Source organism: Shimwellia blattae DSM 4481 = NBRC 105725, assembly GCF_000262305.1.
Lineage (GTDB): Bacteria > Pseudomonadota > Gammaproteobacteria > Enterobacterales > Enterobacteriaceae > Shimwellia > Shimwellia blattae.
Window position 1 is genome coordinate 2,331,756 of sequence record NC_017910.1, and the last position, 23,527, is coordinate 2,355,282.

Consider the following 23,527-nt stretch of genomic DNA (forward strand, 5'->3'; position numbering starts at 1 on the left):
AGGCTCAGAGCGCAATGGCCTGAAAATAGTGTTCTGGCTTCGCTATCCTGTCCTGTGCGGCGACAACCTGCAGCTCATATTCGCCCATCTGATGGGTGGCAATGATTATCTCGTATACGGCGGCGGTAACATGCTCCAGCGCCTCCTGCAGCCCGGCCCCCTGCAGCAGTTTGACCAGCAGCAGGCCGCTGGTGACATCCCCGACCCCGACGGGCTGGCGATCGCCAAAGTCCACCAGCGGGCGGCTGATATGCCAGGCTTCCTGGGCGGTAACCAGCACCATTTCGAAGCGGTCATGCTGGTAACCGGCCCGGGCCAGGTGCTTGATGAGCACAATCTGCGGCCCTCTGGCAATCAGTTCACGGGCGGCGGCGACGGCCTCATCAACCGAGTGCACCTCATGGCCGCTGAGCATCTCCAGCTCCAGTAAATTCGGGGCGATAATATCACTGGCCGGCAGGCCGTAGCGGGCATGAAACTCCGCCACACCGGGGGCCACAATGCAGCCTTTTTCCGGGTGACCCATTACCGGATCGCAGAAATACAGCGCCTGCGGGTTGGCTTCCTTCACTTTGCGCACAATCCCGAGGATATGCTCGCCCTGCTCCGCCGATCCCAGGTAGCCGCTCAGTACCGCGTCGCAGCGTTTCAGCTGATCGATATCCGCGATCCCCTGAACGATATCCGTCAGGTGCGAAGGCGGCATCACCGTCCCGGTCCATTTCCCGTACTGGGTATGGTTGGAAAACTGAACCGTATTCAGCGGCCAGACATTAACGCCCAGACGGCGCATTGGAAATTCAGCCGCACTATTACCGGCATGACCGTAAACAACATGTGACTGAATGGCGAGGATGTTTTTCATGATGGATCCGAATGGTACACAACAGATAAAAACAGGGGCGCGGTGTCTGCCGCGCCCCTTTCAGGTTAACGGGTTACTTCCAGCATATCAGGCAATAGTTTTTCTTGCCGCGACGCAGCAGCGTATAGCGGCCAAACAGACGATCGTTATCGGTAAATACATATTCCGCATCGCTCTGTTTTTCACCGTTTACCGTGATCGCGTTAGAGGCGATAGTTTTACGCGCCTGCCCACGGGAAGGCTGAAGCTCAGAATCAACCAGCGCCTGGATAAGGTCAGCATCACGCTCCAGCTCCACCATCGGCATACCGTCCTGGGCCAGCTGGGCCAGATCCGCCTGCGTCATATCGCTTACGTGCCCGCTGAACAGGCTGGCGGTAATGCGTTTTGCCGCATTCAGCCCCTCTTCCCCGTGAACCAGGCGGGTGACTTCTTCCGCCAGGACATACTGGGCGCGCGGCGCTGTACCGCTGTTTTTGTCTTCTTCTTCCAGGGCATTGATATCGTCAATACTCATAAAGGTGAAGAACTTCAGGAAGCGGTAGACATCCGCATCGGCGGTGTTGATCCAGAACTGGTAGAACTTGTAAGGGCTGGTTTTCTGCGGATCAAGCCACACCGCGCCGCCTTCTGTTTTACCGAATTTCGTGCCGTCGGATTTGGTGATCAGCGGAACCGTCAGGCCGAAGACCTGGTTCTGATGCAGACGACGGGTTAAATCGATACCGGAGGTGATATTCCCCCACTGATCAGAGCCACCGATTTGCAGCGCAACATTGTGGCGCTCATTCAGGCAGGCAAAATCATACCCCTGCAGCAGGTTGTAGGAGAATTCGGTAAACGAGATGCCTACATCATCACGGTTCAGGCGCTGTTTTACCGCTTCCTTGTTGATCATCTGGTTCACAGAGAAGTGTTTACCAATATCACGCAGGAAGGTCAGCACGTTCATGTTGCCGAACCAGTCATAGTTGTTGGCGGCAATGGCAGAATTGTCACCGCAATCAAAGTCCAGGAATGGCGCGACCTGGCGGCGGATCTTCTCCACCCACTCTTTTACGGTATCTTCAGTGTTCAGTTTGCGTTCAACCGCTTTAAAGCTCGGATCACCGATCATACCGGTGGCGCCGCCCACCAGGGCAACGGGCTTGTGGCCCGCCAGCTGAAAGCGCTTCAGACAAAGTAACGGAACCAGATGGCCCAAATGCAAGCTGTCGGCAGTCGGATCGAAGCCGCAATAGAGGGCGATAGGCCCCTGAGCCAGACGCTCTGCTAATGCTTCCTCATCCGTTACCTGGGCTATCAGGCCCCGCTCTTGCAATTGTTGGATCAGATTACTTGCCATCAAAATCTCCATGGGTTTACGACTGCACCTCTACCGGTACACGGTTTTCCGCCGCGCTGGCGGAATAAATAAATGTAAAGACACATAGAATAAAGCGCCAGCCCGCAGAGCGCCAGCGCTTAGCACACCAAAAAGCGTAATCAGGGGGCCAGGCGATCGATTTTCCACGCAGCGCCATCGCGCTGGTATAAAAAACGATCATGCAGACGGTGTTCCCCGCCCTGCCAGAACTCCATCTGATCAATAGTGACGCGAAACCCGCCCCAGAATGAAGGCAGCGGAACTTCGCCTTGCTGGAATTTCTGTTTAAGTTCGAGGAATTTGCTTTCCAGAATGCCACGGGCCGAAATCCGGCTGGACTGTTTTGATACCCAGGCGCCAATCTGGCTATCCCGCGGGCGGCTGCTGAAGTATTTCATCACCTCAAGGGTGGACAAGCGCTCCGCTTTGCCCTGAACCATCACCTGACGATCCAGCGTATGCCACGGGAACAGCAGGCTTACCCGGTTATTCCCCTCAATATGGTGCGCTTTGCGGCTACCGAGGTTGGTGTAAAAAACCAGGCCTTTGTCGTCGTAGTGTTTTAATAAGACGATCCGCTGGTAGGGCTGGCCGTGCTCGTCCACGGTGGCGACCACCATGGCGGTGGGATCCACCAGCCGGGCATCGCAGGCCTGGCCGAGCCAGCGTTCAAACAGATCCAGCGGGTTGTCGGTCAGATGCTCGCGGCGCAGGCCGCCCTGGGTATATTCCCGGCGCAAATGGGCAATATGCTGCAAATTTTCATCAGTGTCGGACATAAAATGTTCTGTAAGAAATCAAAAGGTGGAGCCTATTTTGCGCTCCACCTTGTGAAATCTCAACGCCGGGCCGTCTGAAGCTGACAGTTGTTGAGGATCACCCGATCCTGGTAATAGACCGTGGCCTCATTTCCTTTCGACCAGAACACGTAAATACCGTCGGAATAGCGGGTGCCGGATGCGGAAATGCCCTGTTTCAGGGTGAGGTTTTTATTGTCGTAGATGAAGTTCACTTCCTGCCGGTCGTTATTCTGGCGTACCGTCAGGGGTTTTTCATCACACTGATACTGCAGCGTATCTGTATGTATGTTGTCCATAAAATGGCTGTACAGGCTGTTGTAGTAGCTACAGCCGGTCAGCAAAAGGGGTAAGGCGAGTAATAGTTTTCTGCTCATTAGAATTATCCTGTAATGTCATCCCCAGGGAGGCTATGCCTCCCTGGTCTCTCCTCCAGTGTACAAATCAGTAACAAATCATGAAGTCAGTTAACTCTGATTTTAATGCGGGTTAGCGGGGTAAATCGCCCCCAGCACGCTGGGCTGTGTGGCACCGGTGACGGAGGGTAAATTGCCGGGCAGGCCAGAGAGTGTCCGGCTGGCAAGCCAGGCAAAAGCCAGGGCTTCCATATCATCACCGCTGATCCCGAAGGCATCTGTTGGCGCCACTTCGGTGCCGGGCAGCAGGCCGGAAAGCCGGGCCATGATAAGCGGGTTACGACTGCCACCGCCGCATACTAACAGGCGCTCACAGCCACCGCTTAGCATCACTTGCTCCGCAATGGTGGCGGCGGTCAGCTCTGCCAGTGTGGCCTGTACATCCTGGGGGGCCAGCCCCGGGAAGGCCTGAAGCTGGCGCTCTATCCAGCTGTAGTTGAAATACTCGCGCCCGGTACTTTTCGGGGCCGGGGCGGCAAAATAGGGGTCGCTCAGCATCTGCTGGAGCAGCGGAATAATCACCTGCCCGCTACAGGCCCACTGGGCGTCGCGATCGTAGGCTTTCCCCTGCTGGCGCCAGATCCAGGCGTCCATCAGCATATTGCCGGGGCCGGTATCAAACCCCCGGACCGGGCTTTGCGGGATCAAAAGCGACAAATTAGCGATACCGCCGATATTGAGCACCATGCGCCGCTCGTCCGGGTGGGCCAGCAGCGCCTGGTGAAAGGCGGGAACCAGTGGTGCTCCCTGCCCGCCCAGCGCCATATCCCGGCGGCGGAAATCCCCCACCACCGTCACCCCGGTCAGGGCGGCTATCTGGTTGTTATCACCGATTTGCTGGGTATTGGGGGCGCTGCCGGTGGGCTCATGCCAGACCGTCTGCCCGTGGCAGCCAATGGCGATGATATCGTCGCGGGTCAGTTGTTCCCGGCGCATCAGCGCCATCACTGCCTCGGCAAATAGCCGCCCGAGCCGGGTATCCAGCTGCCCCAGTTGGGAGAGCGTGAGTGACTGCCCCTGGCAGATAGCCAGAATATCCTGTTTTAACGCCAGAGGAATGGGGTGAGTATAGCTGGCCTGCTGTACCACCAGCGAAGCGTCAATGGCGGCCAGCACCACATCAACGCCATCAAGGCTGGTTCCCGACATCACGCCAATATAGCGACCTGATTTCATCCGTTGTTCCTTATATATTCCCGCGCGGTGAGGTACTCCAGCATAATCCTGGCGATAGTGCTATGATTTATTAATACTTTTTAACAATGATACAAAAATAGCACCGTTTGCCGATGCTGAATCGTTGGTTGATAATGCATTCAGCAGTATTATTTTACTATCTTTACCCTATGTGGGTTGAAGGATATGTTGCTAAGCAGTCTAATACAGGTCGTTTCAGCCGCGGTGAATGCCTGAAAAGCGTTTATGTATGAACAGGAGAGTCGTAATGATGTCGCGCGCACTGGTAATTTCTTTAGTTGGTTTATCGCTGGTTGGCTGTGCCAATACCAGCACATTGTCAGGAGATGTCTATTCGGCCTCTGAGGCAAAACAGGTCCAGAATGTCACTTACGGGACTATCGTTCATGTACGTCCGGTACAGATTCAGGCAGGCGATGACAGCAACGTTATCGGTGCTCTGGGTGGTGCGGTTCTGGGCGGGTTCCTGGGTAACACTGTTGGCGGCGGTACAGGCCGTTCACTGGCAACCGCCGCAGGCGCCGTTGCCGGGGGCGTAGCGGGCCAGAGTGTCCAGGGCGCCATTAACAAAACTCAGGGTGTCGAGCTGGAAATTCGTAAAGATGACGGAAACACCATTATGGTGGTCCAGAAACAAGGGGATACCCGCTTCTCAGCAGGCCAGCGTGTTGTCATGGCGAGCAACGGCCGCCAGATAACCGTGTCTCCGCGCTAAGTACTGACTTTTCAGGCAGCCACTGGCTGCCTGATTTCTCCGGGGCGCTTTTTTTCACTACGTTTTGAGTTCATGCGCCGCCTGCCCTTGCCCGGTATTGTGGGTTCTGTGTTAGTTTTTTTCCTGTAGCTGAATAATGTTGCGCTCAAGGCGCGCAATCATCTCAATAAGCAAAGACTGCTCCTGCTCACTGAATCCGTCCAGGATCTCGCCGCGGGTTTTATCAATCACCGATTCCATTTCCACGATAATAGGCGCCGCTTTTTCCGTCAGTTTTATGCGCTTCGCCCGTCTGTCGTTGGCGCAGGTATGGCGTGAAATTAATCCCTTCTCTTCCAGCTGATCGAGTGTGCGCACCAGAGACGGCTGCTCGATACCAATCGCCTTCGCCAGCTGAATTTGCGACTGGTCCGGCGGCAACTGGTGGATATTGTGCAGTGTCACCCAGTGGGTTTGCGTCAGCTCCAGCGGTTTTAAACGGTGGTCAATAAGTGCGCGCCAGATACGAACAAGGCGCGATAAATCTGATCCCAGTGGCGATTCCAATTTCATCTCCTTATAATTAGATTGCTAAGTTATTATGCTAAATTTAGACTATTAATTCAGGTTTTATTCAAAAACACAAATGCCTTACATTTACTGACGTTACGCAAATACCCGCAGTGACATTCTACAACCAGGTAAAGGAAAACGGCAGAAAATGCCTGCTATTTAAAGGAATAACGCTATTGATTCCCTTAACGTTTCACACCGGATCTCCTCTGCAGGACCTGCTGTTTGGTGCCTCGGTCTACTTTCCTCCCGTGTTTAAAGCGGTCGGTGCTGGTTTTTTTATCTGGCTGATATTACACAGATTATTCCGGGAATGGATTTACTCTGGCGAGATCTGGCACCCCAGATTGCTGGATTTGTCCCTGTTTGTGATCTGTGTCAGCACTGCGCTGGCGTTACTGGTGGTGTTATAGACTATGAATCTGAAAACAATAAAGTATTTTTCTACGCTGCTGGTATCCGGCATTGCGATTCTGGCCGGGTGGGTAGCCTGGAACGCCTATATGCAGTCCCCCTGGACCCGGGACGGCAAAGTACGTGCCGAGCAGGTCAGCATTGCACCACAGGTGTCCGGCACCATCACCAGCCTGCGGGTTCACGATAATCAGTTTGTCCGGGCCGGTAGCGTGCTCTTCACCCTTGATCAGGCGCCGCTGCGCATTGCGGTACTGAATGCCGAAGCCATGCTGGCGAAAGCCCGCTCCGATACGGCGAAGGCCAGCCACGAGGCGCGCCGCCGCCAGAACCTGCCCCAGAATTATATCTCCGCTGAAGATCTCGATGCGGCGAATCTGAATCTGAAAGCCGCCGCCGCCAGTGAGGCCGCCGCCCAGGCAAGCCTGAGCCGGGCCCGCTGGGAGCTGGAGCAAAGCGTGGTCCACGCCCCGGTAGATGGCTGGGTCACCAACCTCACCGCCCGGGTCGGCAATTTTGCCAGCGCCGGTAAACCGGTATTCGCCCTGACAGACAGCCACTCGTTCTATGTGCTGGGCTATTTTGAAGAGACCAAACTGCACAACATCCGCCCCGGGGATCGCGCGCGGATTACTCTGTACAACGGCAGCAGCGAGCTGACAGGCACCGTGGACAGTATCGGGCGGGCGATTTTCGATCAGAGCACCACCAGCAGCAGTGATCTGATCCCCGATGTCAAACCCAACATTCCCTGGGTGCGCCTTGCCCAGCGTGTGCCGGTGCGTATCCGGCTTGATCCGGTTCCGGACGGTATCACCCTGGTATCGGGGACCACCTGCACTATCTCAGTCAGCCATCCCTGAACATGGCTATCCCGACACTGAACTGGGCCCGCACGCCCTGGGGGAAAGCCACCTGGCCCCAGTGGCGTTACGCGCTGCGCAATACGCTCGCCATGTGTATGGCGCTGGCTATCGCCTATGGCCTGGATCTGGATGACCCTTACTGGGCCATGACCTCCGCCGCGGTGGTCAGCTTCCCGACGGTAGGCGGCGTTATCAGTAAAAGTTTTGGCCGGATCGCCGGCAGCTTTCTTGGCGCCACAGCGGCGCTGATTATCGCCGGGCACACGCTCAATGACCCCTGGGTATTTTTACTCGCCATGGCGGCCTGGCTGGCAGTCTGCACCTGGGTTTCCAGCCAGTATCAGAATAATGTCTCCTACGCTTTTGCCCTCGCCGGTATTACCGCCTCGATTATTGCCTTTCCGGGGGTGAATCTTGATGACATCAGCCAGATCTGGGTTCTTGCCCAGGCCCGGGTCTGTGAAGTGATCGTGGGGATTTTATGCAGCGGATTTATGATGATGGTGTTGCCTTCCGCCTCAGACGGCAATGCGCTGATAAGCTCGCTCAACACCCTGCACGCCCGCCTGCTGGAGCACGCGACACTGCTCTGGCGCCAGGAGACCACCGAGAGCATCCGCGCAGCCCACGAGGCGGTTATCAGCCAGATCCTCACCATGAACCTGCTGCGCATTCAGGCGTTCTGGAGCCATTACCGCTTCCGCCAGCACAACGCGCTACTCAACTATCTGCTGCACCAGCAGTTGCGCCTGACCAGCGTCACCTCCGGCCTGCGGCGCATGCTGCTCAACTGGCCAGATCCCCCCGCCCGTTTATGGCCGCTGCTCGATCAGCTACTGGCGGAGCTTGGCCGCCCCGACACCAGTAAATACCAACTGGCGCGCCTGCTGGCAGAGCACCTCCCCGCCGCGCAAGATGACTACCGCTGCCGGGCGTTTCGCGAGCGGCTGCGCTACTTTTGCTGGGCCTATCTCGACAGTAGCCGCTGGTTACGCCACCTGGAGGCCGCACCGCTGCACGACGATCTGCGCGCCCCCCGGGCCCGCTCCCTGAGCCGCCACACCGATAATGTCGAGGCCACCTGGGGGGCGCTCAGAACATTTGTGGTGATCACCCTCACCGGGGCCTGGTGCATTGGCACCCAGTGGTCTTCGGCCCCGGCGGCCCTGACGCTGGCGGCCATCTGTTGCGTGCTCTACTCCACCTCTTCCACACCGCTGAACTCGGTAACCCTGCTGTTACGGACCTTACTGTTACTGTCGCTGTTTGCCTTCGGCGTGAAATTCGGCCTGATGGTGCAAATCACCGAGCTGTGGCAGTTTTTACTGTTTTTGTTTGTGGTGGTGGTGACCATGCAGTTGCTCCGCCAACAAATGCCCCGCTACACCAGCCTCTGGGCGCAGCTGATTGTCTTTATGGGCTCGTTTATTTCGGTCTCTAACCCGCCGGTATATGACTACGGCACGTTTCTGAACGATATTCTGGCGAAAATTCTCGGGGTCGGTATGACGTGGATAGCCTACTCTGTGCTGGCTCCGGGCTCAGACCGGCGCCGGGGGGAGCGGCACATCCGGGCGCTGCGCGCCGGTTTTGTCGATCAGCTCAGCCGCCTGCCCCGCAACTCCGAACAGCAGTTTGAATCGCTGGTGTATCACCATGTCAGCCAGCTGAGCAGCAGCAAAGATGACGAAACCCGGCGCTGGGTCCTGCGCTGGGGGGCGGTATTGCTTAACTGCTCCCATGTGGTCTGGCAGCTGCGCCACCAGCCGGTCAAAAACGATCCGCTGGGGATAGTCCAGGAGAACTGCATCACCCTGTTACGCGATGTCATGAGCCAGCAGGGGGTGCGCCAGCGGCCGCTCACCAGCGCGCTTGATGAATTACAGCGCATCTCTGCCAGCCTGGCCCGCCACCACTCCCCGGCGGCCCGGGATCTGGCGGGGGTTATCTGGCGGTTGTATTGCGCCCTCCAGCAGCTGACGCTGGCACTGCCGGAACCCCGGACAGCGGAAAACCGGCCCCCTCAGTAGTGAAGGCCGGTCTCCCGGCACCGGCGGCTCAGGGTACGTCGTACCCCAGGGCCGCTTTACGGATCCGGAACCACTGCTGGCGGGACAGCTCCAGCGACAGGGCGCGGACAGCGGCGCGCACCCGTTCAATACGCCCGGAGCCGATAATCGGCAGCGGCCGGGCGGGCAAGCGCATCACCCAGGCGTACACCACCTGTTCAATGGTATCGGCCCCGATCTCCTGAGCCACTGCGGCCAGCTCATCACGCAGCAGCTGGCAGCCCGGATCGCTGAACAGCCGACCGCCCCCCAGGCAGGACCAGGCCATCGGGCGGATACGCGCCTGCTGAAGCTGGTCAAGGGTGCCATCCAGCAGTGTGGGCTGGTGCAGCGGGGAGATCTCAACCTGGTTGGTGGCCAGGGTGAACGGCAGCCGGGACTGTAACAGCGTAAACTGCCCGGGGGTAAAATTAGAGACCCCGAAGTGGCGCACTTTGCCGCTTTTATGCAGCGCGAGAAAAGCCTCCGCCACGTCATCTGCGTCCATCAGCGGGTCCGGGCGGTGGATCAGCAGCAGATCAATATGGTCCGTAGCCAGCTTTTTCAGCGATGCCTCTGCGCTGGCGATAATATGAGCCTGATCGGTAATATAGTGGCCAATGGGGTTCCCCGGCAGCGCGGTGGTGGCGATACCACATTTGGTGACGATCTCCATACGCTGGCGCAGATGCGGTGCCAGGCGCAGCGCCTCACCGAAGGCGGCCTCACACTGGTAGCCCCCGTAAATATCCGCGTGATCGACGGTGGTTATTCCCAGATCAAGATGCTGTTCAATAAACCCCGCCAGCTCGCGCGGGCTGTAGTTCCACTCCATTAACCGCCAGTACCCCATCACCAGGCGCGAAAACGTTGGCCCCTGGGGCGCCATCACAATGCGTTGAACCATAAAACGGATTCCTGTTAAAAACACCGGCCCCCAGTATAGCGGCCCGGCGGGTTAAAACAGTGAAGGTTGTTGCGGTTCCCGGGGCGTGTCGGGTTTATTTGCCCGCTGTTTGCGCAGCCACCGCTGGCGGCACAGGCGCAAAACCTCCTGCTTTTGCCCGTCAGACATGGTTTGCCAGGTAAAGCGCTCCTCCCGGCTGCGCTGGCAGCCGCGACAATACCCCCGCTCATCGGCCTGGCAAATGCCCCGGCAGGGGCTCTGAATCGGGAAGAACTCCAGTTGCTGTGCCACAATGGCCTCCTGTTAACACCTCTGCTACAAGTGAAGCTGCTGGCGCAGCAGGATGCAAGTGTTTCCCGCAACAGGCGGCAGATTGTGCCCTTTTTTCACACCGGGCCATGGGGCTGCTTGCATTAGACCGGACGGTCTACTATTGTAGCCTGATGAACAAACACAGCGAAAACTCCACCCGGGAACAGTTACTGATCACCGGGGAACAGCTCTCTCTCCGTAAGGGCTTTAACGCCATGGGGCTTACGGAGCTGTTGCAGACAGCAAAGATCCCAAAGGGCTCCTTCTACCATTATTTCCGGTCCAAAGAAGCCTTCGGTGTCGCGATGCTGGAATATCACTACGCCGGTTATTACCGGTTACTGAGCCAGCATTTTGCCAGCGGCGCGGGTAATTACCGCGACCGCCTGCTGGACTACTTTCGCGCCTCCCTGCGCCAGTTTCGCAACAGCGGCATGATAAGCGGATGCCTGACGGTAAAACTGTCTGCGGAGGTGTGCGATCTTTCGGAAGATATGCGCCACCAGATGGAGCAAGGCATCAGCCAGATAACCGCCCTGCTGACCGGCGCCATTGAACAGGCGGTTGCCGAAGGCAGCCTCGCCGCCACACCTGACGCCGGGCAACTGGCCAGCGCCCTGTACTCCCTGTGGCTGGGGGCGAACTTACAGGCCAAGATAGCCCACCATGCGGGGGCGCTGGAAAGCGCCCTGAGCCAGGTGGAGCAGATACTGCAACAGCCTGCCTGACGGCAGGTGTTTTTTTCACCCGATCCGAGACGACCGGTCTATTTTTACGGAGTTAATGATGTCCTCAGATATCCTGTTTACCCCCCTGCAAGTCGGGGCAATTCGCGTTCCGAACCGTGTTTTTATGGCTCCGCTGACCCGTCTGCGTAATAAAGAGCCCGGCGATATCCCCACCCCGCTGATGGTGGAATATTATCGCCAGCGCGCCAGCGCCGGTTTGCTTATCAGCGAAGCCACCCAGGTATCGGCCCAGGCGAAAGGTTACGCCGGTGCCCCCGGCCTGCACAGCCCGGAGCAAATTGCCGCCTGGCAGAAAATTACCAGCGCCGTCCACGCTGAGCAGGGCCATATGGCGGTGCAGCTGTGGCACACCGGGCGTATCTCTCACACCAGCCTGCAGCCAGGGGGAAAAGCCCCGGTAGCCCCGTCGGCAATTGCGGCAGGTGTGCGCACCACCCTGCGTGATGAAAACGGCCTGCCGGTGCGTGCCGAAACCTCCCTGCCACGGGCGCTGGAAACCGCCGAGCTTCCCGGGATCGTGGCGGATTTTGCCCACGCCGTCAGCAATGCCCGCAGCGCCGGTTTTGATCTGGTTGAGCTGCACGCGGCACACGGCTATTTGCTGCACCAGTTCCTCTCCCCGGCCTCTAACCAGCGTACCGATCAGTACGGCGGGAGCATCGAAAACCGCACCCGCTTCGTGCTGGAAGTGGTTGATGCCTCCATTGCCGCCTGGCAGGCCAACCGGATCGGGATTCGTATCTCCCCCCTGGGGCCGTTTAACGGGCTGGATAACGGTGAAGATCAGGAAGCGGCTGCCCTCTACCTGGTTGAAGAGCTGAATAAACGCGGCCTGGCTTACCTGCATATTTCTGAGCCGGACTGGGCAGGCGGTAAACCTTACAGCGATGCATTCCGCGCCAGCGTGCGCGAGCGCTTTAACGGCGTGATTGTCGGCGCCGGGGGATATACCCGGGAAAAAGCCGGGCAGATGATCGACAAAGGCTATATTGACGCGGTGGCCTTCGGCCGCGACTGGATTGCCAACCCGGATCTGGTCGCCCGCCTGCACCAGAATGCGCCGCTGAATGCCCAGCATCCGGAAACGTTCTACGGCGGAGACGCCACAGGTTATACCGATTACCCGACCCTGTAATCCACAGTCATTGATAGCGGCGGAGTCTCGCCGCTATACTGTTTACCTTCAGAATCACAATAAAGCATTGAGAGGCTATTATGCGCTTACTTCACACTATGCTGCGCGTGGGCGATTTGCAGCGTTCCGTCGATTTCTACACCAAAGTGCTGGGCATGAAACTGCTGCGCACCAGTGAAAACCCGGAATACAAATACTCCCTGGCGTTTGTGGGCTATGGTGATGAGAAAGACACCGCCGTTATTGAGCTGACCTACAACTGGGGCGTGGACAGCTACGACTTAGGCACCGCGTTTGGCCATCTCGCCCTGAGCGTGGATAACGCAGCGCAGGCCTGCGAGCGTATCCGCCAGAACGGCGGCAATGTGACCCGCGAAGCGGGCCCGGTCAAAGGCGGCACCACCGTGATTGCCTTTGTGGAAGATCCCGACGGCTACAAAATCGAACTGATCGAAGAAAAAGACGCCGGTCGCGGCCTTGGCAACTAATCAGGACGGCGCTTTACGCGCCGTTTTACTGCATCCCTCCGTGAAATTTGCCATAATGCGCGCTGCATTTTCCCCGTAAGAATAGAGACGCTGATGTCTGATACCGTTCAACTTAATGGTCTGTGTGACCGTTTTCGTGGCTTTTACCCGGTCGTGATTGATGTGGAGACCGCGGGCTTTAACGCCAAAACCGATGCGCTACTCGAAATTGCCGCCATTACCCTGAAAATGGACAGCGACGGCTGGATCTCACCGGACCAGACCCTGCACTTTAATGTAGCCCCCTTTGAGGGCGCGATTCTGAACCCGGAAGCGCTGGCATTTACCGGTATTGACCCTCATAACCCGCTGCGCGGCGCCGTCAGCGAGCATGACGCACTGCACGCGATTTTTAAAATGGTGCGCAAAGGGGTCAAAGACAGCGGCTGTAACCGGGCAATTATTGTCGCCCACAACGCCACCTTCGATCACAGCTTCGTGATGGCCGCCGCCGAGCGGGCGAATCTGAAGCGCAACCCGTTCCACCCGTTTGCCACCTTTGATACCGCCGCCCTCAGTGGCCTGGCGCTCGGCCAAACGGTGCTGGCGAAAGCCTGTATCTCTGCGGGGCTGCCGTTTGATGCAAGCCAGGCCCACTCTGCCCTGTATGACACGGAGCAGACCTCGCTGCTGTTTTGCGAAATCATCAACCGCTGGAAACGCCTTGGCGGGTGGCCCCCTGCCGCTGCCGATACCCCGGCCAGCAGCGACTGAGCCAGAAAACAGAGATAAAAAAACCGCCGGAGCGGTTTTTTTTATCGTTACAGACGGGGATTACTCCGCGTCGGCGTTGTGTTTTGCTGCCGTCTCTTTGATAAGCTGCTGCAGTTCACCGCGCTGATACATTTCAATAATGATATCGCAGCCCCCCACCAGCTCACCGTCAACCCACAGCTGCGGGAAGGTCGGCCAGTTGGCGTATTTAGGCAGCTCTGCGCGGATGTCCGGGTTTTGCAGAATATCAACATAGGCGAAGCGTTCGCCACAGGCGGAAAGCGCCTGTACAGCCTGGGCGGAAAAACCGCAGCTCGGCAATTTAGGGGACCCTTTCATATACAGCAGGATCGGGTTTTCAGCGATCTGGCGCTGAATTTTTTCAATCGTTGTGCTCATGTCTTGCTTCCTCAGTGCGACTACGGCCTGGCGCCTATTGTAGCGGTTCCCCGCCACCGGTAAAACACCAATAATTTTAGGGGTATCCCGTTCAGGGTAGCGCCCGTGATGTTAGCGGGCATCTGCCCCCCAGGTCATCAATAATTAGTAACAATTTACACAAGCATCCGGCGTATAGATCCTTATTCTGTATAAAAAATTTGCGCATGGCTGCGAAACTTGCCCCGATTTGAAAATGCCTATTAACTTTCATCGTTCTTATGGATTAGAATCTTCGGGTTTTACGAATTCACGTTCAGGCAAAACTGTCTGAATCTTATCAGGGGATCCAAACGAGTGGCGCGGATAACAAAATCATCTCTCACGCTCTGTGCTCTGCTCTTGACATTGCCCTACTCACAATTAGTGCTGGCGTCTCCGCACGCCAGTAGTGCGCAGTCACATAAAGCGCACACCAGTAAGGCAAAGCATACTGCGACGAGCGGTAAACAACATGCTTCTGCAGCAAAACACACCAAATCAACCCGTCAGACGGCCAAGGCCAGCCGCCACGAACGCAGGGCGGTAAAATCCGATCTTGCGGCACGCAGCAAACGTTACACAGCGGTTGGCCAGCGCATGCGTAATGATGAAATGGACCAGCTCATCACCCGCCTGGCAGGCCCGGGAGCCTCCGGGGATATGCTGCGCAAGTGTATTACCCGCAAGGGGTACAAAAAGCCCAGCTGTATCAAAGTACCGGCCGGGAGCAAACGCGCCCGGATTGAGGGCGAAGAGAACATCGCCAGCTGGGATCTGGCCGATACCCCCATCAATAATGTGCCTAAAGGCCGGGTGTTATCTGCCCAGCAGACCGCCATGAACAAATTGATGAACCAGTTGGGTAAACCTTACCGCTGGGGGGGCGCTACCCCGAAAACCGGCTTTGACTGCAGCGGGCTGATTTATTACGCCTATAAAGATCTGGTTAACTTCCGCCTGCCGCGCACGGCAAACGAAATGTACCACCTGCGCGATGCCGCCCCCATCAATAAGGGCGAGCTGGTCAGCGGCGATCTGGTCTTCTTCCGCACCCACAGCAAGCGGGCCGCGGACCATGTCGGGGTCTATGTGGGGAATGGTAAGTTTATCCAGTCACCGCGTACCGGCCGCGATATTGTTATCACCTCGCTCAGTAATGATTACTGGCAGCGTCACTATGTGGGCGCCCGCCGGGTGATGACCGCCGATAATATCCGTTAATCCTGGCGGCCTGCCCCGGGGCAGGCCGCTCTCTTCCACCGGCTCCCGCTTAAACCTTCACCATACCTATCAGAACAAATTACCCTTTCGCGGTATGAGGCTTCTCTCTGCCTCCGGTCGGTGTTAACATTCCCATCACAAGAAAACACATATCACGATACCGGCAGCCACTGCCGGATATTGATGGAACCTTACCATCTTTACAGTGAGCTAAAACAAAAAGTTAACAAGGAGTGAAGCAATGTCATTTGAATTACCTGCATTACCATATGCAAAAGACGCACTTGCACCGCACATTTCCGCTGAAACCATCGAATATCACTACGGTAAACACCACCAGACCTACGTCACCAACCTCAATAACCTGGTGAAAGGCACGGCGTTCGAAGGGAAAACCCTTGAAGAGATCATCCGCAGCGCTGAAGGCGGTGTCTTTAACAACGCCGCACAAGTCTGGAACCACACCTTCTACTGGAACTGCCTGGCGCCAAATGCAGGCGGTGAGCCGAAAGGTGCGCTGCTCAGCGCGATTAACGCCGCGTTTGGTGACTTCGCCAGCTTTAAACAGCAGTTTACAGATGCCGCGACCAAAAACTTCGGCTCCGGCTGGACCTGGCTGGTAAAACGCCCGGATGGCTCACTGGCTATCGTGTCTACCTCTAACGCCGGTACTCCGCTGACTACCGATGCCACCCCGCTGCTGACCGTAGACGTCTGGGAGCACGCGTACTATATCGACTACCGCAACGCGCGTGCCGGCTACCTGGATCACTTCTGGGCGCTGGTTAACTGGGATTTCGTGGCGAAAAACCTCGCTGCCTGAGTCTGACCGGCTGACAGCAAAACGGAGAGCCTGGGCTCTCCGTTTTTATTTGCCTGAGTGGCACTTATTCCGCTTCACATACCGGCTGCGCACCGGGCCGGGCGGCCATCACTACCAGTAACAACCCGGCAGCGGCAATCATCGCCCCGGCAACCGGCACCATGCTGTAACCCAGCCCGCCGGAAATCACCGCCCCGCCTGCGGCGGCCCCCAGCGCATTACCCAGATTAAAAGCCCCAATATTCACCGAAGAGGACAACCCGGGCGCTTCACTGGCAACGCGCATCACGCGCATCTGCAACGGTGGCACTACCGCAAAGGTTGCCGCCCCCCAGATAACCATCGCCACGGCGGCCCCGACTTCACTGCGCGCCAGCCACGGGATCGCCAGCATGATAACCATCAGCAGCAGCAGGAAGCCTTTCAGCGTTCCGGTTACCGAACGATCCGCCAGCCGCCCGCCAAGATAGTTCCCGAGGGAGAAGCCAACACCGATCAGCACCAGCATCGCAGTAACAAACCCGGCAGAGGCGTGGGTAATGGTCCCCAGCACCGGCGCGATATAGGTATAGAGGGTAAACATCGCCCCGGCCCCCAGTACCGTGGTCAGTAACGCGCTGAGCACCTGCGGGCGCATCAGTACAGCCAGCTCACTTTTCACATCCGGCCGCTGCCCGGCACCACCGGCAGGCAGGGAGAGGTAAAGGCTTAACATCGCCACCAGCCCCAGCCCTGCGGTCGCCAGAAACGACATGCGCCAGCCAATCACATTCCCCATCCAGGTGGCCGCCGGGACCCCGCCAATATTGGCAATCGTCAGCCCCATAAACATGGTGGCAACCGCACTGGCCTGCTTCTCTTTTGCCACCAGGCTTGCCGCCACCACAGACCCCAGACCAAAGAATGCCCCGTGGTTCAGGCTGGTGATTATTCTGGACACCATCAGCGTGGCGTAGCCGGGCGACAGCGCCGACAACACATTACCAAGGGTGAAGATAGCCATCAGCAACAGCAGGGCATTACGCCTGCCGCGCTGGGCCAGCAGCAGTGTCATCAGCGGTGCACCCACCATAACCCCGATGGCATAAGCGCTGATAAGCATACCCGCCGTAGGGATAGACACCCCAACGCCCTGGGCGATGACCGGTAACAGCCCCATGGGGGAAAACTCAGTGGTGCCGATACCAAAAGCGCCAATAGCCAGCGCCAGAAGTGGAAAATTAATTTTCATGAATAACTCCGGTCAGGGGGAGACAGCCATTGCCGGACAGCAACGCTCGCCGTGAAAACCCCGGATAGACAGTGATAAATCCCAGATGTTAAAAAACTGTTCAGCATCATCTCAGCAGATGACCTGAAGAAAAAGCCGCATTTATGGAAAAGAGTATTGCTCAGTCAGGAAAAATCCGGTGCGGGTGTTGCGCAAAACCGCCAGGAAGCGCGGCACCTGTTACCGGTGTGCCGCGGCCTGTTGCGCAATTTAGTGCAGAATAGCGGTGAATGCTGCGGCGACAATCAGCCCCAGTGCGACCACCGTCGTCACTAATGCGTATCTCAGCTCTGTGCTCATCTCTTGCTCCTTTTGCTCCCCGGGGGGAGACGGGTGAGTTATTTATCGCGGTAATCGTTAAAAATATTACCTGATTTTTCACTAAACTGCATTTTCCCTCTTCCCCTTTTAGCCAGGATCGTCCACAATCCCCCGCTAATTTATGACGAACTATCTATTTACGCCCTTTCGCATTTTTGCGTTGACTTCCCCGGCCCGGCCCAACCAGAGAGTTGCGGCATCCGCTAAGGAAACGCAAACGATTACCCGGCTACTTTTCAACGGGTCAGGACAGGGGCCGGAGTAATACTTCATGGCGACAATTAAAGATGTGGCGAAACGCGCAAACGTTTCCACCACAACCGTATCACATGTGATTAACAAAACCCGGTTTGTTGCGGAAGAGACACGCAACGCGGTATGGGCAGCCATTAAAGAGCTACATTACTCACCCAGCGCCGTCGCCCGTAGCCTGAAGGTGAATCACACGAAATCGATCGGTCTGCTGGCCACCAGCAGTGAAGCGCCCTACTTTGCTGAGATCATTGAAGCGGTAGAAAAAAACTGTTTTGCCCGCGGCTATACGCTGATCCTCGGCAACGCCTGGAATAACCAGGAAAAACAGCGCGCCTATTTGTCCATGATGGCTCAGAAACGGGTCGATGGCCTGATGGTTATGTGTTCAGAATATCCCCAGTCACTGCTCGCCATGCTGGAGGAGTATCGCCATATTCCGATGGTGGTCATGGACTGGGGCGAAGCCAAAGCCGATTTTACCGACTCCGTGATTGATAACGCCTTCCAGGGCGGTTATATCGCCGGGCGCTATCTGATTGAGCGCGGCCACCGGGAGATCGGGGTTATTCCCGGGCCCCTGGAGCGCAATACCGGGGCCGGCAGGCTGGCCGGGTTCCGTAAAGCCCTGGAAGAGGCGCTGATCACCCTGCCGGAACACTGGATTGTCCAGGGCGACTTTGAGCCGGAGTCCGGCTACCGGGCCATGCAGCAGTTGCTGGCCTCATCCCAGCGCCCGACGGCGGTTTTCTGTGGCGGCGACGCTATGGCCATGGGGGCTATCTGTGCCGCGGATGAAATGGGCCTGCGCGTGCCGCAGGATATTTCAGTGATCGGGTACGATAATATCCGCCACTCCCGCTACTTTACCCCGGCGCTGACCACGGTCCACCAGCCGAAAGATTCCCTGGGGGAGACGGCCTTTAATATGCTGCTCGATCGCATCATTAATAAGCGCGAAGACTCCAGAACCATCGAGGTGCACCCCCGTCTGGTGGAGCGCCGTTCAGTGGCCGATGGCCCGTTCCTCGATTATCGCCGTTAATCCCCCGTCGGTGCCGGTTCTTCCGGCACCCGCAGCCACTCCTGATTCAGGGTGGCGCTGTCCCCCAGATACTCCAGCAGCCAGCTCAGGGCCGGTGACGACTCCTGTTGTTGCCAGGTGAGGCAGCAGGCCGCATCCGGGAAGGGATTTTCCAGCGTCAGTATCCGCCACTCCCCGCTGTTCACCCGGGGGGCGGCAATATGCTCCGGGACCATACCAATACATAACCCGTCACTGATACAGGCCACCCCGGCGGCCCAGTCCGGCGCCACCAGCCGCCGCTGGTTATCCAGCAGCCAGGTGGTGCGTTTGGGCAGGGAGCGGGAGGTATCTTCCAGCACCAGTGAAGGCCAGTTGCGCAGGGTGTCGTCCCCCAGGCGCGTGGTGACCTGGGCCAGCGGGTGGTGGCTGGCGACCACACAGTGCCAGCGCAGCATACCCATATCCCGGAAGGCATAGCGCCCCCCCACGGGGATGGCCCGGGTCGCGCCAATGGCCGCCTCAACCCGGCCATCTGCCAGCGCATCCCATACCCCGTTAAACACCTCCAGAGAGACCAGCAGCTCCACATCAGGAAAGTGGCGGTAGAAATCACACACCAGCTGGCTGGTGCGCGCCGGGCGGACAATGTTATCCACCGCAATCGCCAGCTGACCACGCCAGCCGTTGGCTATCTGCTGGCACTGCTGGCGGGTGGCAATCATTTTTTTGATAACGCCGCGCCCTTCCTGCAGGAAATAGCGCCCCGCAGGGGTGAGTTCCACATCCCGGTGGCGGCGAATAAACAGCGGCACGGCCAGCCACTCTTCCAGTTGCCGGACCGTATAACTGATGGCCGAAGGCACCCGGTGCAGCTCCTGAGCAGCTGCGCTAAAGCTGCCATTACGGGCGACTGCATCCACCACTTCCAGCGCGTATTCTGACCACATAATTTGCCTTGAAAATTTTTGAATGGAGCTGGCAAATATTAGCGTTTCACAAGCCGGGTTGCACTCCTTACACTCCGGGCGACTGAAAATAATTCGACCGAAGAGTGTGCTATGCAACCATCAAAAGGATTTCTGGCCTGGCTGGCCGGCCTGAGCGTGCTGGGCTTTCTGGCTACCGATATGTACCTGCCTGCGTTTTCCGCCATGCAGCAATACCTGGGCACCAGCGCGGCGGCCATCAGCACCAGTCTGAGTGTGTTTCTTGCCGGTTTTGCCATCGCCCAGCTGATGTGGGGCCCCCTGTCTGACCACTTCGGGCGCAAACCGGTGCTGATTCTGGGGCTTGGGATCTTCGCCCTTGGCTGCCTCGGCATGCTGTGGGTTGAAGATGCCCGGCTGATGCTGGGGCTGCGGTTTATTCAGGCCGTGGGCGTGTGCGCAGCCACCGTCAGCTGGCAGGCCCTGGTGGCCGACAGCTATCCCCCCCAGAAAGCCAACCAGGTCTTCGCCACCATTATGCCGCTGGTGGGGCTCTCCCCGGCGCTGGCCCCCCTGCTGGGAAGCTGGATCCTGAACCACTTCGCATGGCAGGGAATATTCGCCCTGTTACTGGCCATTACCCTGTTGCTGATGATCCCGGCCCTGGGCCTGGCACCGGGCCGGAGCGGCCAGAAGAGCGCCTCTGACGCCCCGGTGCGCTTTTCAACTCTGCTGGCCAGTGCCATCTGGCGCGGTAACGTACTGATTTATGCCGCCTGTTCAGCCAGCTTTTTTGCCTGGCTGACCGGCTCACCTTTTATTCTGCACGACATGGGCTACAGCCCGGCGGTAACCGGCCTGAGCTACGTGCCGCAAACCATCGCGTTTTTAATAGGGGGATACGGTTGCAAAGCGCTGCTGATGCGCCACCCGCCACAGCGCCTGCTCCCGGCGTTACTGGGGGTTTATACCTGTAGTGTACTGGGCGTGTTTGCCGTGGCGCTGAGCGGCCAGGCCACCCTGACGCTGCTGCTGGTGCCCTTTTGCATTATGGCGATGGCCAATGGCGCCATCTACCCGATAGCGGTAGCGGCAGCGCTGCTGCCCTTCCCGCAGGCCGCAGGCCGGGCGGCGGCATTGCAGAACACCCTGCAACTGGGGTTGTGCTTCTTCGCCAGTATGCTGGTCTCCTGGCTGGTGGCAACCCCGCTACTGACCACCACCAGCGTGATGCTCGGTACGGTGCCTCTGGCGCTGGGTGGCTATCTGATAAGCAAAAAACGCAGCCCGCAAATTATGCAGGTTAATTAAATGAAAAATAGCATGTTTTTCAGCTTAGTCTGCTAACAATTTTCGGTTGAATCACCCAAAAAGCAGGCATATACTGTTTTACTATTACATCAGAAATATCATAAATTCTTTACAACTCAACGGGAGCGGACTCTCCCGTTTTTTTGCGATGGATCGTAGCCTTTCGAGGGGGAGTGTTCCTTTCTCTGTTCAACGTCGGATTCCAGGCGCACGGATTTTCCCGTGAAATTTCTCGCACCCAGGAATTAGCGTCTACGCTTTTCTGAGGTTCTAATCACAACAAAGGTGATGGAGAAGCTATGAGTTCATCGTGTATAGAAGAAGCAAGTGTAACAGACAACGAATGGTATCGTTTGGCCCATGAAATGCTCGGCAGAGCCGGTATTGAGATCAATGGCCGCGCCGCCTGCGATATTCAGGTCAAAAACCCGGATTTTTATAAGCGGGTATTCCAGGAAGGTTCGCTGGGTCTTGGCGAAAGTTATATGGACGGCTGGTGGGAGTGTGAAAGGCTCGATATCTTTTTCACCCGCATCCTGCGTGCCGGGCTGGAAGATCAGATCCCTCAGCACCTGAAAGATACACTGCGTATCCTCAGCGCACGCCTTTTTAACCTCCAGTCCCGTAAACGTGCCTGGATAGTTGGTAAAGAGCATTACGATCTCGGTAACGACCTGTTCCACCGGATGCTCGATCCTTATATGCAGTATTCCTGCGCATACTGGAAAGATGCCGACACCCTGGAGGCCGCACAGCAGGCCAAACTGAAGCTGATTTGCGACAAACTGCAGCTGAAACCGGGCCTGAAAATGCTGGATATCGGCTGCGGCTGGGGCGGGCTGGCTGAGTTCGCCGCCCGTCACTATGGTGTCACCGTCCACGGGGTGACTATCTCCGCAGAACAGCAAAAAATGGCGCAGGATCGCTGCAAAGATCTCGATGTGACCATCCTTTTGCAGGACTATCGCGACCTTGACGACCAGTATGACCGTATTGTTTCGGTCGGGATGTTCGAACACGTAGGGCCGAAAAACTACAATACCTACTTTGAAGTTGCCGATCGCAATCTGAAGCCAGATGGTCTGTTCCTGCTGCACACAATCGGTTCGAAAAAAACGGACAATAATGTCGACCCGTGGATCAATAAATATATTTTCCCCAATGGTTGCCTGCCTTCCGTGCGCCAGATTGCCGACGCCAGCGAAAAACATTTCGTGATGGAAGACTGGCACAACTTTGGCCAGGATTACGACACCACGCTGATGGCGTGGAATGAACGTTTCCTCGCCAGCTGGCCGGAAATTGCCGACAACTACAGCGAACGTTTCAGAAGAATGTTTACCTACTATCTGAACGCCTGTGCCGGGGCATTCCGCGCCCGGGATATCCAGCTCTGGCAGGTTTTATTCTCCAGAGGTGTGGAAAACGGTCTGCGCGTTGCCCGCTAATCATAAAAAACCCCGGATTCCCGGGGTTTTTTATTTATGCGCAGAATACTCAGACAGACGGAGCCTGAGCATCATTCAGGCCACGGGTGGCCAGCACCCGCTCAACCGTATCAACAATCGCCTGAGTTTGCGGATCAATTTCAATATTCACCCGCTGACCAATGCGCCGCTCACCCAGGGTGGTGCGCTGCAGGGTTTCCGGGATCAGGTGGACACAGAATTTGGTGGCGGTCACCTCCCCCACTGTCAGGCTGATCCCGTCGATACCGATATACCCTTTATGCAGGATGTATTTCATTAATTCCGGATGCTGTACCCGGAACCAGACCTGGCGGTTATTTTCCGAGGCGAGAATTTTGGTTATTTCCGCGGTGGTCATAACATGGCCAGACATTAAATGCCCGCCAATCTCATCGTTAAATTTCGCCGCGCGCTCCACATTGACTTTATCCCCTGGCTGAATTTCACCCAGGTTAGTGATCCGCAGCGTTTCTTTCATCAGGTCAAAACTTACCCGGTCACCGTTTATTTCGGTCACTGTCAGGCAGCATCCGTTATGCGCAACGGACGCCCCGGTCTCCAGCCCGGGTAACATGGCATCCGGCAGTTCCACCACATGGGTACGAAAGTTTGGTTTTTCTTCAATTGACACCACGCGGGCCATGCCCTGGACGATACCGGTAAACATAATGAGCTCCTGGTTTATGATAATGCTGCAGCCTGCGCTGCATAACGGTATACCGGTGAGTATACCGCGATCCGGCCCCGGGCCAGACACCAAAGACAGCACAATAACAGTTGGCAAAAAAGGTTGCCAGCCACTCCGTGCTGGCGCAGACTATTTCGCTGGCGTAATCAGGAACTGCCGCTAGAATAGAGTCGAATCTCCCTCTTTTATTCTTTCTTCCGCCTGCCGGGCGGATGCATT

26 protein-coding genes are annotated in these 23,527 nt (G+C 57.1%); 13 read left to right on the forward strand and 13 right to left on the reverse strand.

The genetic code is table 11. The features are described from left to right. Window positions 1-4: 4 nt before the first annotated feature. The 5 genes from pdxY to anmK form a co-directional block, all read right to left on the reverse strand. The gene (pdxY, locus tag EBL_RS10980) at window positions 5-865 is read right to left on the reverse strand and encodes a pyridoxal kinase PdxY (protein WP_002440399.1); all 861 of its coding nucleotides are present in this window, start codon (window positions 863-865) and stop codon (window positions 5-7) included. 73 nt (window positions 866-938) lie between these two features. Beyond that, window positions 939-2,213: a tyrosine--tRNA ligase gene (gene tyrS, locus EBL_RS10985; RefSeq protein WP_126298261.1), complete on the reverse strand. Its 1,275-nt coding sequence runs from the start codon at window positions 2,211-2,213 to the stop codon at window positions 939-941. A gap of 137 nt (window positions 2,214-2,350) precedes the next feature. Beyond that, window positions 2,351-3,010: a pyridoxamine 5'-phosphate oxidase gene (gene pdxH, locus EBL_RS10990; protein WP_002440396.1), complete on the reverse strand. Its 660-nt coding sequence runs from the start codon at window positions 3,008-3,010 to the stop codon at window positions 2,351-2,353. A 59-nt stretch (window positions 3,011-3,069) separates the two neighbouring features. Then, window positions 3,070-3,405, reverse strand: coding sequence for a C-type lysozyme inhibitor (gene mliC, locus EBL_RS10995; protein ID WP_002440395.1), 336 nt, complete (start codon window positions 3,403-3,405; stop codon window positions 3,070-3,072). A 102-nt stretch (window positions 3,406-3,507) separates the two neighbouring features. Beyond that, entirely contained in the window at window positions 3,508-4,620 is a 1,113-nt protein-coding gene (gene anmK, locus EBL_RS11000; RefSeq protein WP_002440393.1) for an anhydro-N-acetylmuramic acid kinase, read from the reverse strand. 268 nt (window positions 4,621-4,888) lie between these two features. Between anmK and slyB the strand changes: the two genes are divergently transcribed. Further along, window positions 4,889-5,356, forward strand: a complete 468-nt coding sequence (gene slyB, locus EBL_RS11005; protein ID WP_002440391.1) for an outer membrane lipoprotein SlyB — start codon at window positions 4,889-4,891, stop codon at window positions 5,354-5,356. Window positions 5,357-5,467: 111 nt separating this feature from the next. Here the strand turns inward: slyB and slyA are convergent, their stop codons facing one another. Further along, a complete protein-coding gene (slyA, locus tag EBL_RS11010) occupies window positions 5,468-5,908 on the reverse strand; it encodes a transcriptional regulator SlyA (RefSeq protein WP_014716066.1) in 441 nt (146 codons plus the stop codon). Window positions 5,909-6,084: 176 nt separating this feature from the next. On the opposite strand from slyA, the gene EBL_RS11015 reads away from it, so the two are divergent. From EBL_RS11015 to EBL_RS11025, 3 genes are read left to right on the forward strand one after another with little or no spacing between them, the layout of a single operon-like run. Next, the gene (locus tag EBL_RS11015) at window positions 6,085-6,321 is read left to right on the forward strand and encodes a DUF1656 domain-containing protein (protein WP_002440388.1); all 237 of its coding nucleotides are present in this window, start codon (window positions 6,085-6,087) and stop codon (window positions 6,319-6,321) included. Window positions 6,322-6,324: 3 nt separating this feature from the next. Continuing rightward, window positions 6,325-7,185 (forward strand): efflux RND transporter periplasmic adaptor subunit, encoded by an 861-nt coding sequence (locus tag EBL_RS11020; protein WP_002440387.1) that lies wholly within the window; start codon window positions 6,325-6,327, stop codon window positions 7,183-7,185. 2 nt (window positions 7,186-7,187) lie between these two features. After that, window positions 7,188-9,218 (forward strand): FUSC family protein, encoded by a 2,031-nt coding sequence (locus EBL_RS11025; RefSeq protein ID WP_002440386.1) that lies wholly within the window; start codon window positions 7,188-7,190, stop codon window positions 9,216-9,218. Between the two features lie 28 nt (window positions 9,219-9,246). Here the strand turns inward: EBL_RS11025 and EBL_RS11030 are convergent, their stop codons facing one another. Together EBL_RS11030 and EBL_RS11035 are read right to left on the reverse strand one after the other, a co-directional pair. Continuing rightward, a complete protein-coding gene (locus EBL_RS11030) occupies window positions 9,247-10,143 on the reverse strand; it encodes an aldo/keto reductase (protein ID WP_002440385.1) in 897 nt (298 codons plus the stop codon). Window positions 10,144-10,194: 51 nt separating this feature from the next. Then, window positions 10,195-10,437 (reverse strand): DUF1289 domain-containing protein, encoded by a 243-nt coding sequence (locus EBL_RS11035; RefSeq protein WP_162138168.1) that lies wholly within the window; start codon window positions 10,435-10,437, stop codon window positions 10,195-10,197. Window positions 10,438-10,586: 149 nt separating this feature from the next. On the opposite strand from EBL_RS11035, the gene EBL_RS11040 reads away from it, so the two are divergent. The 4 genes from EBL_RS11040 to rnt all read left to right on the forward strand — a co-directional run bounded on the left by EBL_RS11040 (window position 10,587) and on the right by rnt (window position 13,580). After that, the gene (locus EBL_RS11040; protein ID WP_002440383.1) at window positions 10,587-11,183 is read left to right on the forward strand and encodes a TetR/AcrR family transcriptional regulator; all 597 of its coding nucleotides are present in this window, start codon (window positions 10,587-10,589) and stop codon (window positions 11,181-11,183) included. A 58-nt stretch (window positions 11,184-11,241) separates the two neighbouring features. Continuing rightward, window positions 11,242-12,339, forward strand: a complete 1,098-nt coding sequence (gene nemA, locus EBL_RS11045; protein WP_002440381.1) for an alkene reductase — start codon at window positions 11,242-11,244, stop codon at window positions 12,337-12,339. A gap of 80 nt (window positions 12,340-12,419) precedes the next feature. Continuing rightward, entirely contained in the window at window positions 12,420-12,827 is a 408-nt protein-coding gene (gene gloA / locus EBL_RS11050; protein WP_002440379.1) for a lactoylglutathione lyase, read from the forward strand. Window positions 12,828-12,920: 93 nt separating this feature from the next. After that, window positions 12,921-13,580: a ribonuclease T gene (gene rnt, locus EBL_RS11055; RefSeq protein ID WP_002440378.1), complete on the forward strand. Its 660-nt coding sequence runs from the start codon at window positions 12,921-12,923 to the stop codon at window positions 13,578-13,580. A gap of 60 nt (window positions 13,581-13,640) precedes the next feature. On the opposite strand, the gene grxD is transcribed toward rnt, so the two are convergent. Next, window positions 13,641-13,979, reverse strand: a complete 339-nt coding sequence (grxD, locus tag EBL_RS11060) for a monothiol glutaredoxin 4 (protein ID WP_002440377.1) — start codon at window positions 13,977-13,979, stop codon at window positions 13,641-13,643. Window positions 13,980-14,315: 336 nt separating this feature from the next. Here grxD and EBL_RS11065 point away from each other — a divergent pair, with 336 nt between their 5' ends. Together EBL_RS11065 and sodB are read left to right on the forward strand one after the other, a co-directional pair. Next, a complete protein-coding gene (locus tag EBL_RS11065; RefSeq protein ID WP_002440375.1) occupies window positions 14,316-15,221 on the forward strand; it encodes a C40 family peptidase in 906 nt (301 codons plus the stop codon). A 241-nt stretch (window positions 15,222-15,462) separates the two neighbouring features. Beyond that, window positions 15,463-16,044: a superoxide dismutase [Fe] gene (gene sodB / locus EBL_RS11070; RefSeq protein ID WP_002440374.1), complete on the forward strand. Its 582-nt coding sequence runs from the start codon at window positions 15,463-15,465 to the stop codon at window positions 16,042-16,044. Window positions 16,045-16,108: 64 nt separating this feature from the next. Here the strand turns inward: sodB and EBL_RS11075 are convergent, their stop codons facing one another. Beyond that, entirely contained in the window at window positions 16,109-17,275 is a 1,167-nt protein-coding gene (locus tag EBL_RS11075) for an MFS transporter (RefSeq protein WP_002440373.1), read from the reverse strand. A gap of 249 nt (window positions 17,276-17,524) precedes the next feature. Further along, entirely contained in the window at window positions 17,525-17,614 is a 90-nt protein-coding gene (gene cydH, locus EBL_RS20595; protein ID WP_034920068.1) for a cytochrome bd-I oxidase subunit CydH, read from the reverse strand. A gap of 292 nt (window positions 17,615-17,906) precedes the next feature. Here cydH and purR point away from each other — a divergent pair, with 292 nt between their 5' ends. Further along, window positions 17,907-18,932, forward strand: coding sequence for an HTH-type transcriptional repressor PurR (purR, locus tag EBL_RS11085; protein WP_002440372.1), 1,026 nt, complete (start codon window positions 17,907-17,909; stop codon window positions 18,930-18,932). Here the strand turns inward: purR and punR are convergent. Next, window positions 18,929-19,861: a DNA-binding transcriptional activator PunR gene (gene punR, locus EBL_RS11090; RefSeq protein ID WP_002440371.1), complete on the reverse strand. Its 933-nt coding sequence runs from the start codon at window positions 19,859-19,861 to the stop codon at window positions 18,929-18,931. The two genes, purR and punR, sit on opposite strands and share 4 nt — an antisense overlap. A gap of 111 nt (window positions 19,862-19,972) precedes the next feature. Here punR and punC point away from each other — a divergent pair, with 111 nt between their 5' ends. Further along, window positions 19,973-21,151: a purine nucleoside transporter PunC gene (punC, locus tag EBL_RS11095; protein ID WP_002440370.1), complete on the forward strand. Its 1,179-nt coding sequence runs from the start codon at window positions 19,973-19,975 to the stop codon at window positions 21,149-21,151. A 299-nt stretch (window positions 21,152-21,450) separates the two neighbouring features. Beyond that, window positions 21,451-22,599: a cyclopropane fatty acyl phospholipid synthase gene (cfa, locus tag EBL_RS11100; protein WP_002440369.1), complete on the forward strand. Its 1,149-nt coding sequence runs from the start codon at window positions 21,451-21,453 to the stop codon at window positions 22,597-22,599. 49 nt (window positions 22,600-22,648) lie between these two features. Here cfa and EBL_RS11105 read toward each other — a convergent pair whose 3' ends face one another. Then, window positions 22,649-23,287: a riboflavin synthase gene (locus EBL_RS11105; RefSeq protein ID WP_002440367.1), complete on the reverse strand. Its 639-nt coding sequence runs from the start codon at window positions 23,285-23,287 to the stop codon at window positions 22,649-22,651. Window positions 23,288-23,527 lie beyond the last annotated feature (240 nt).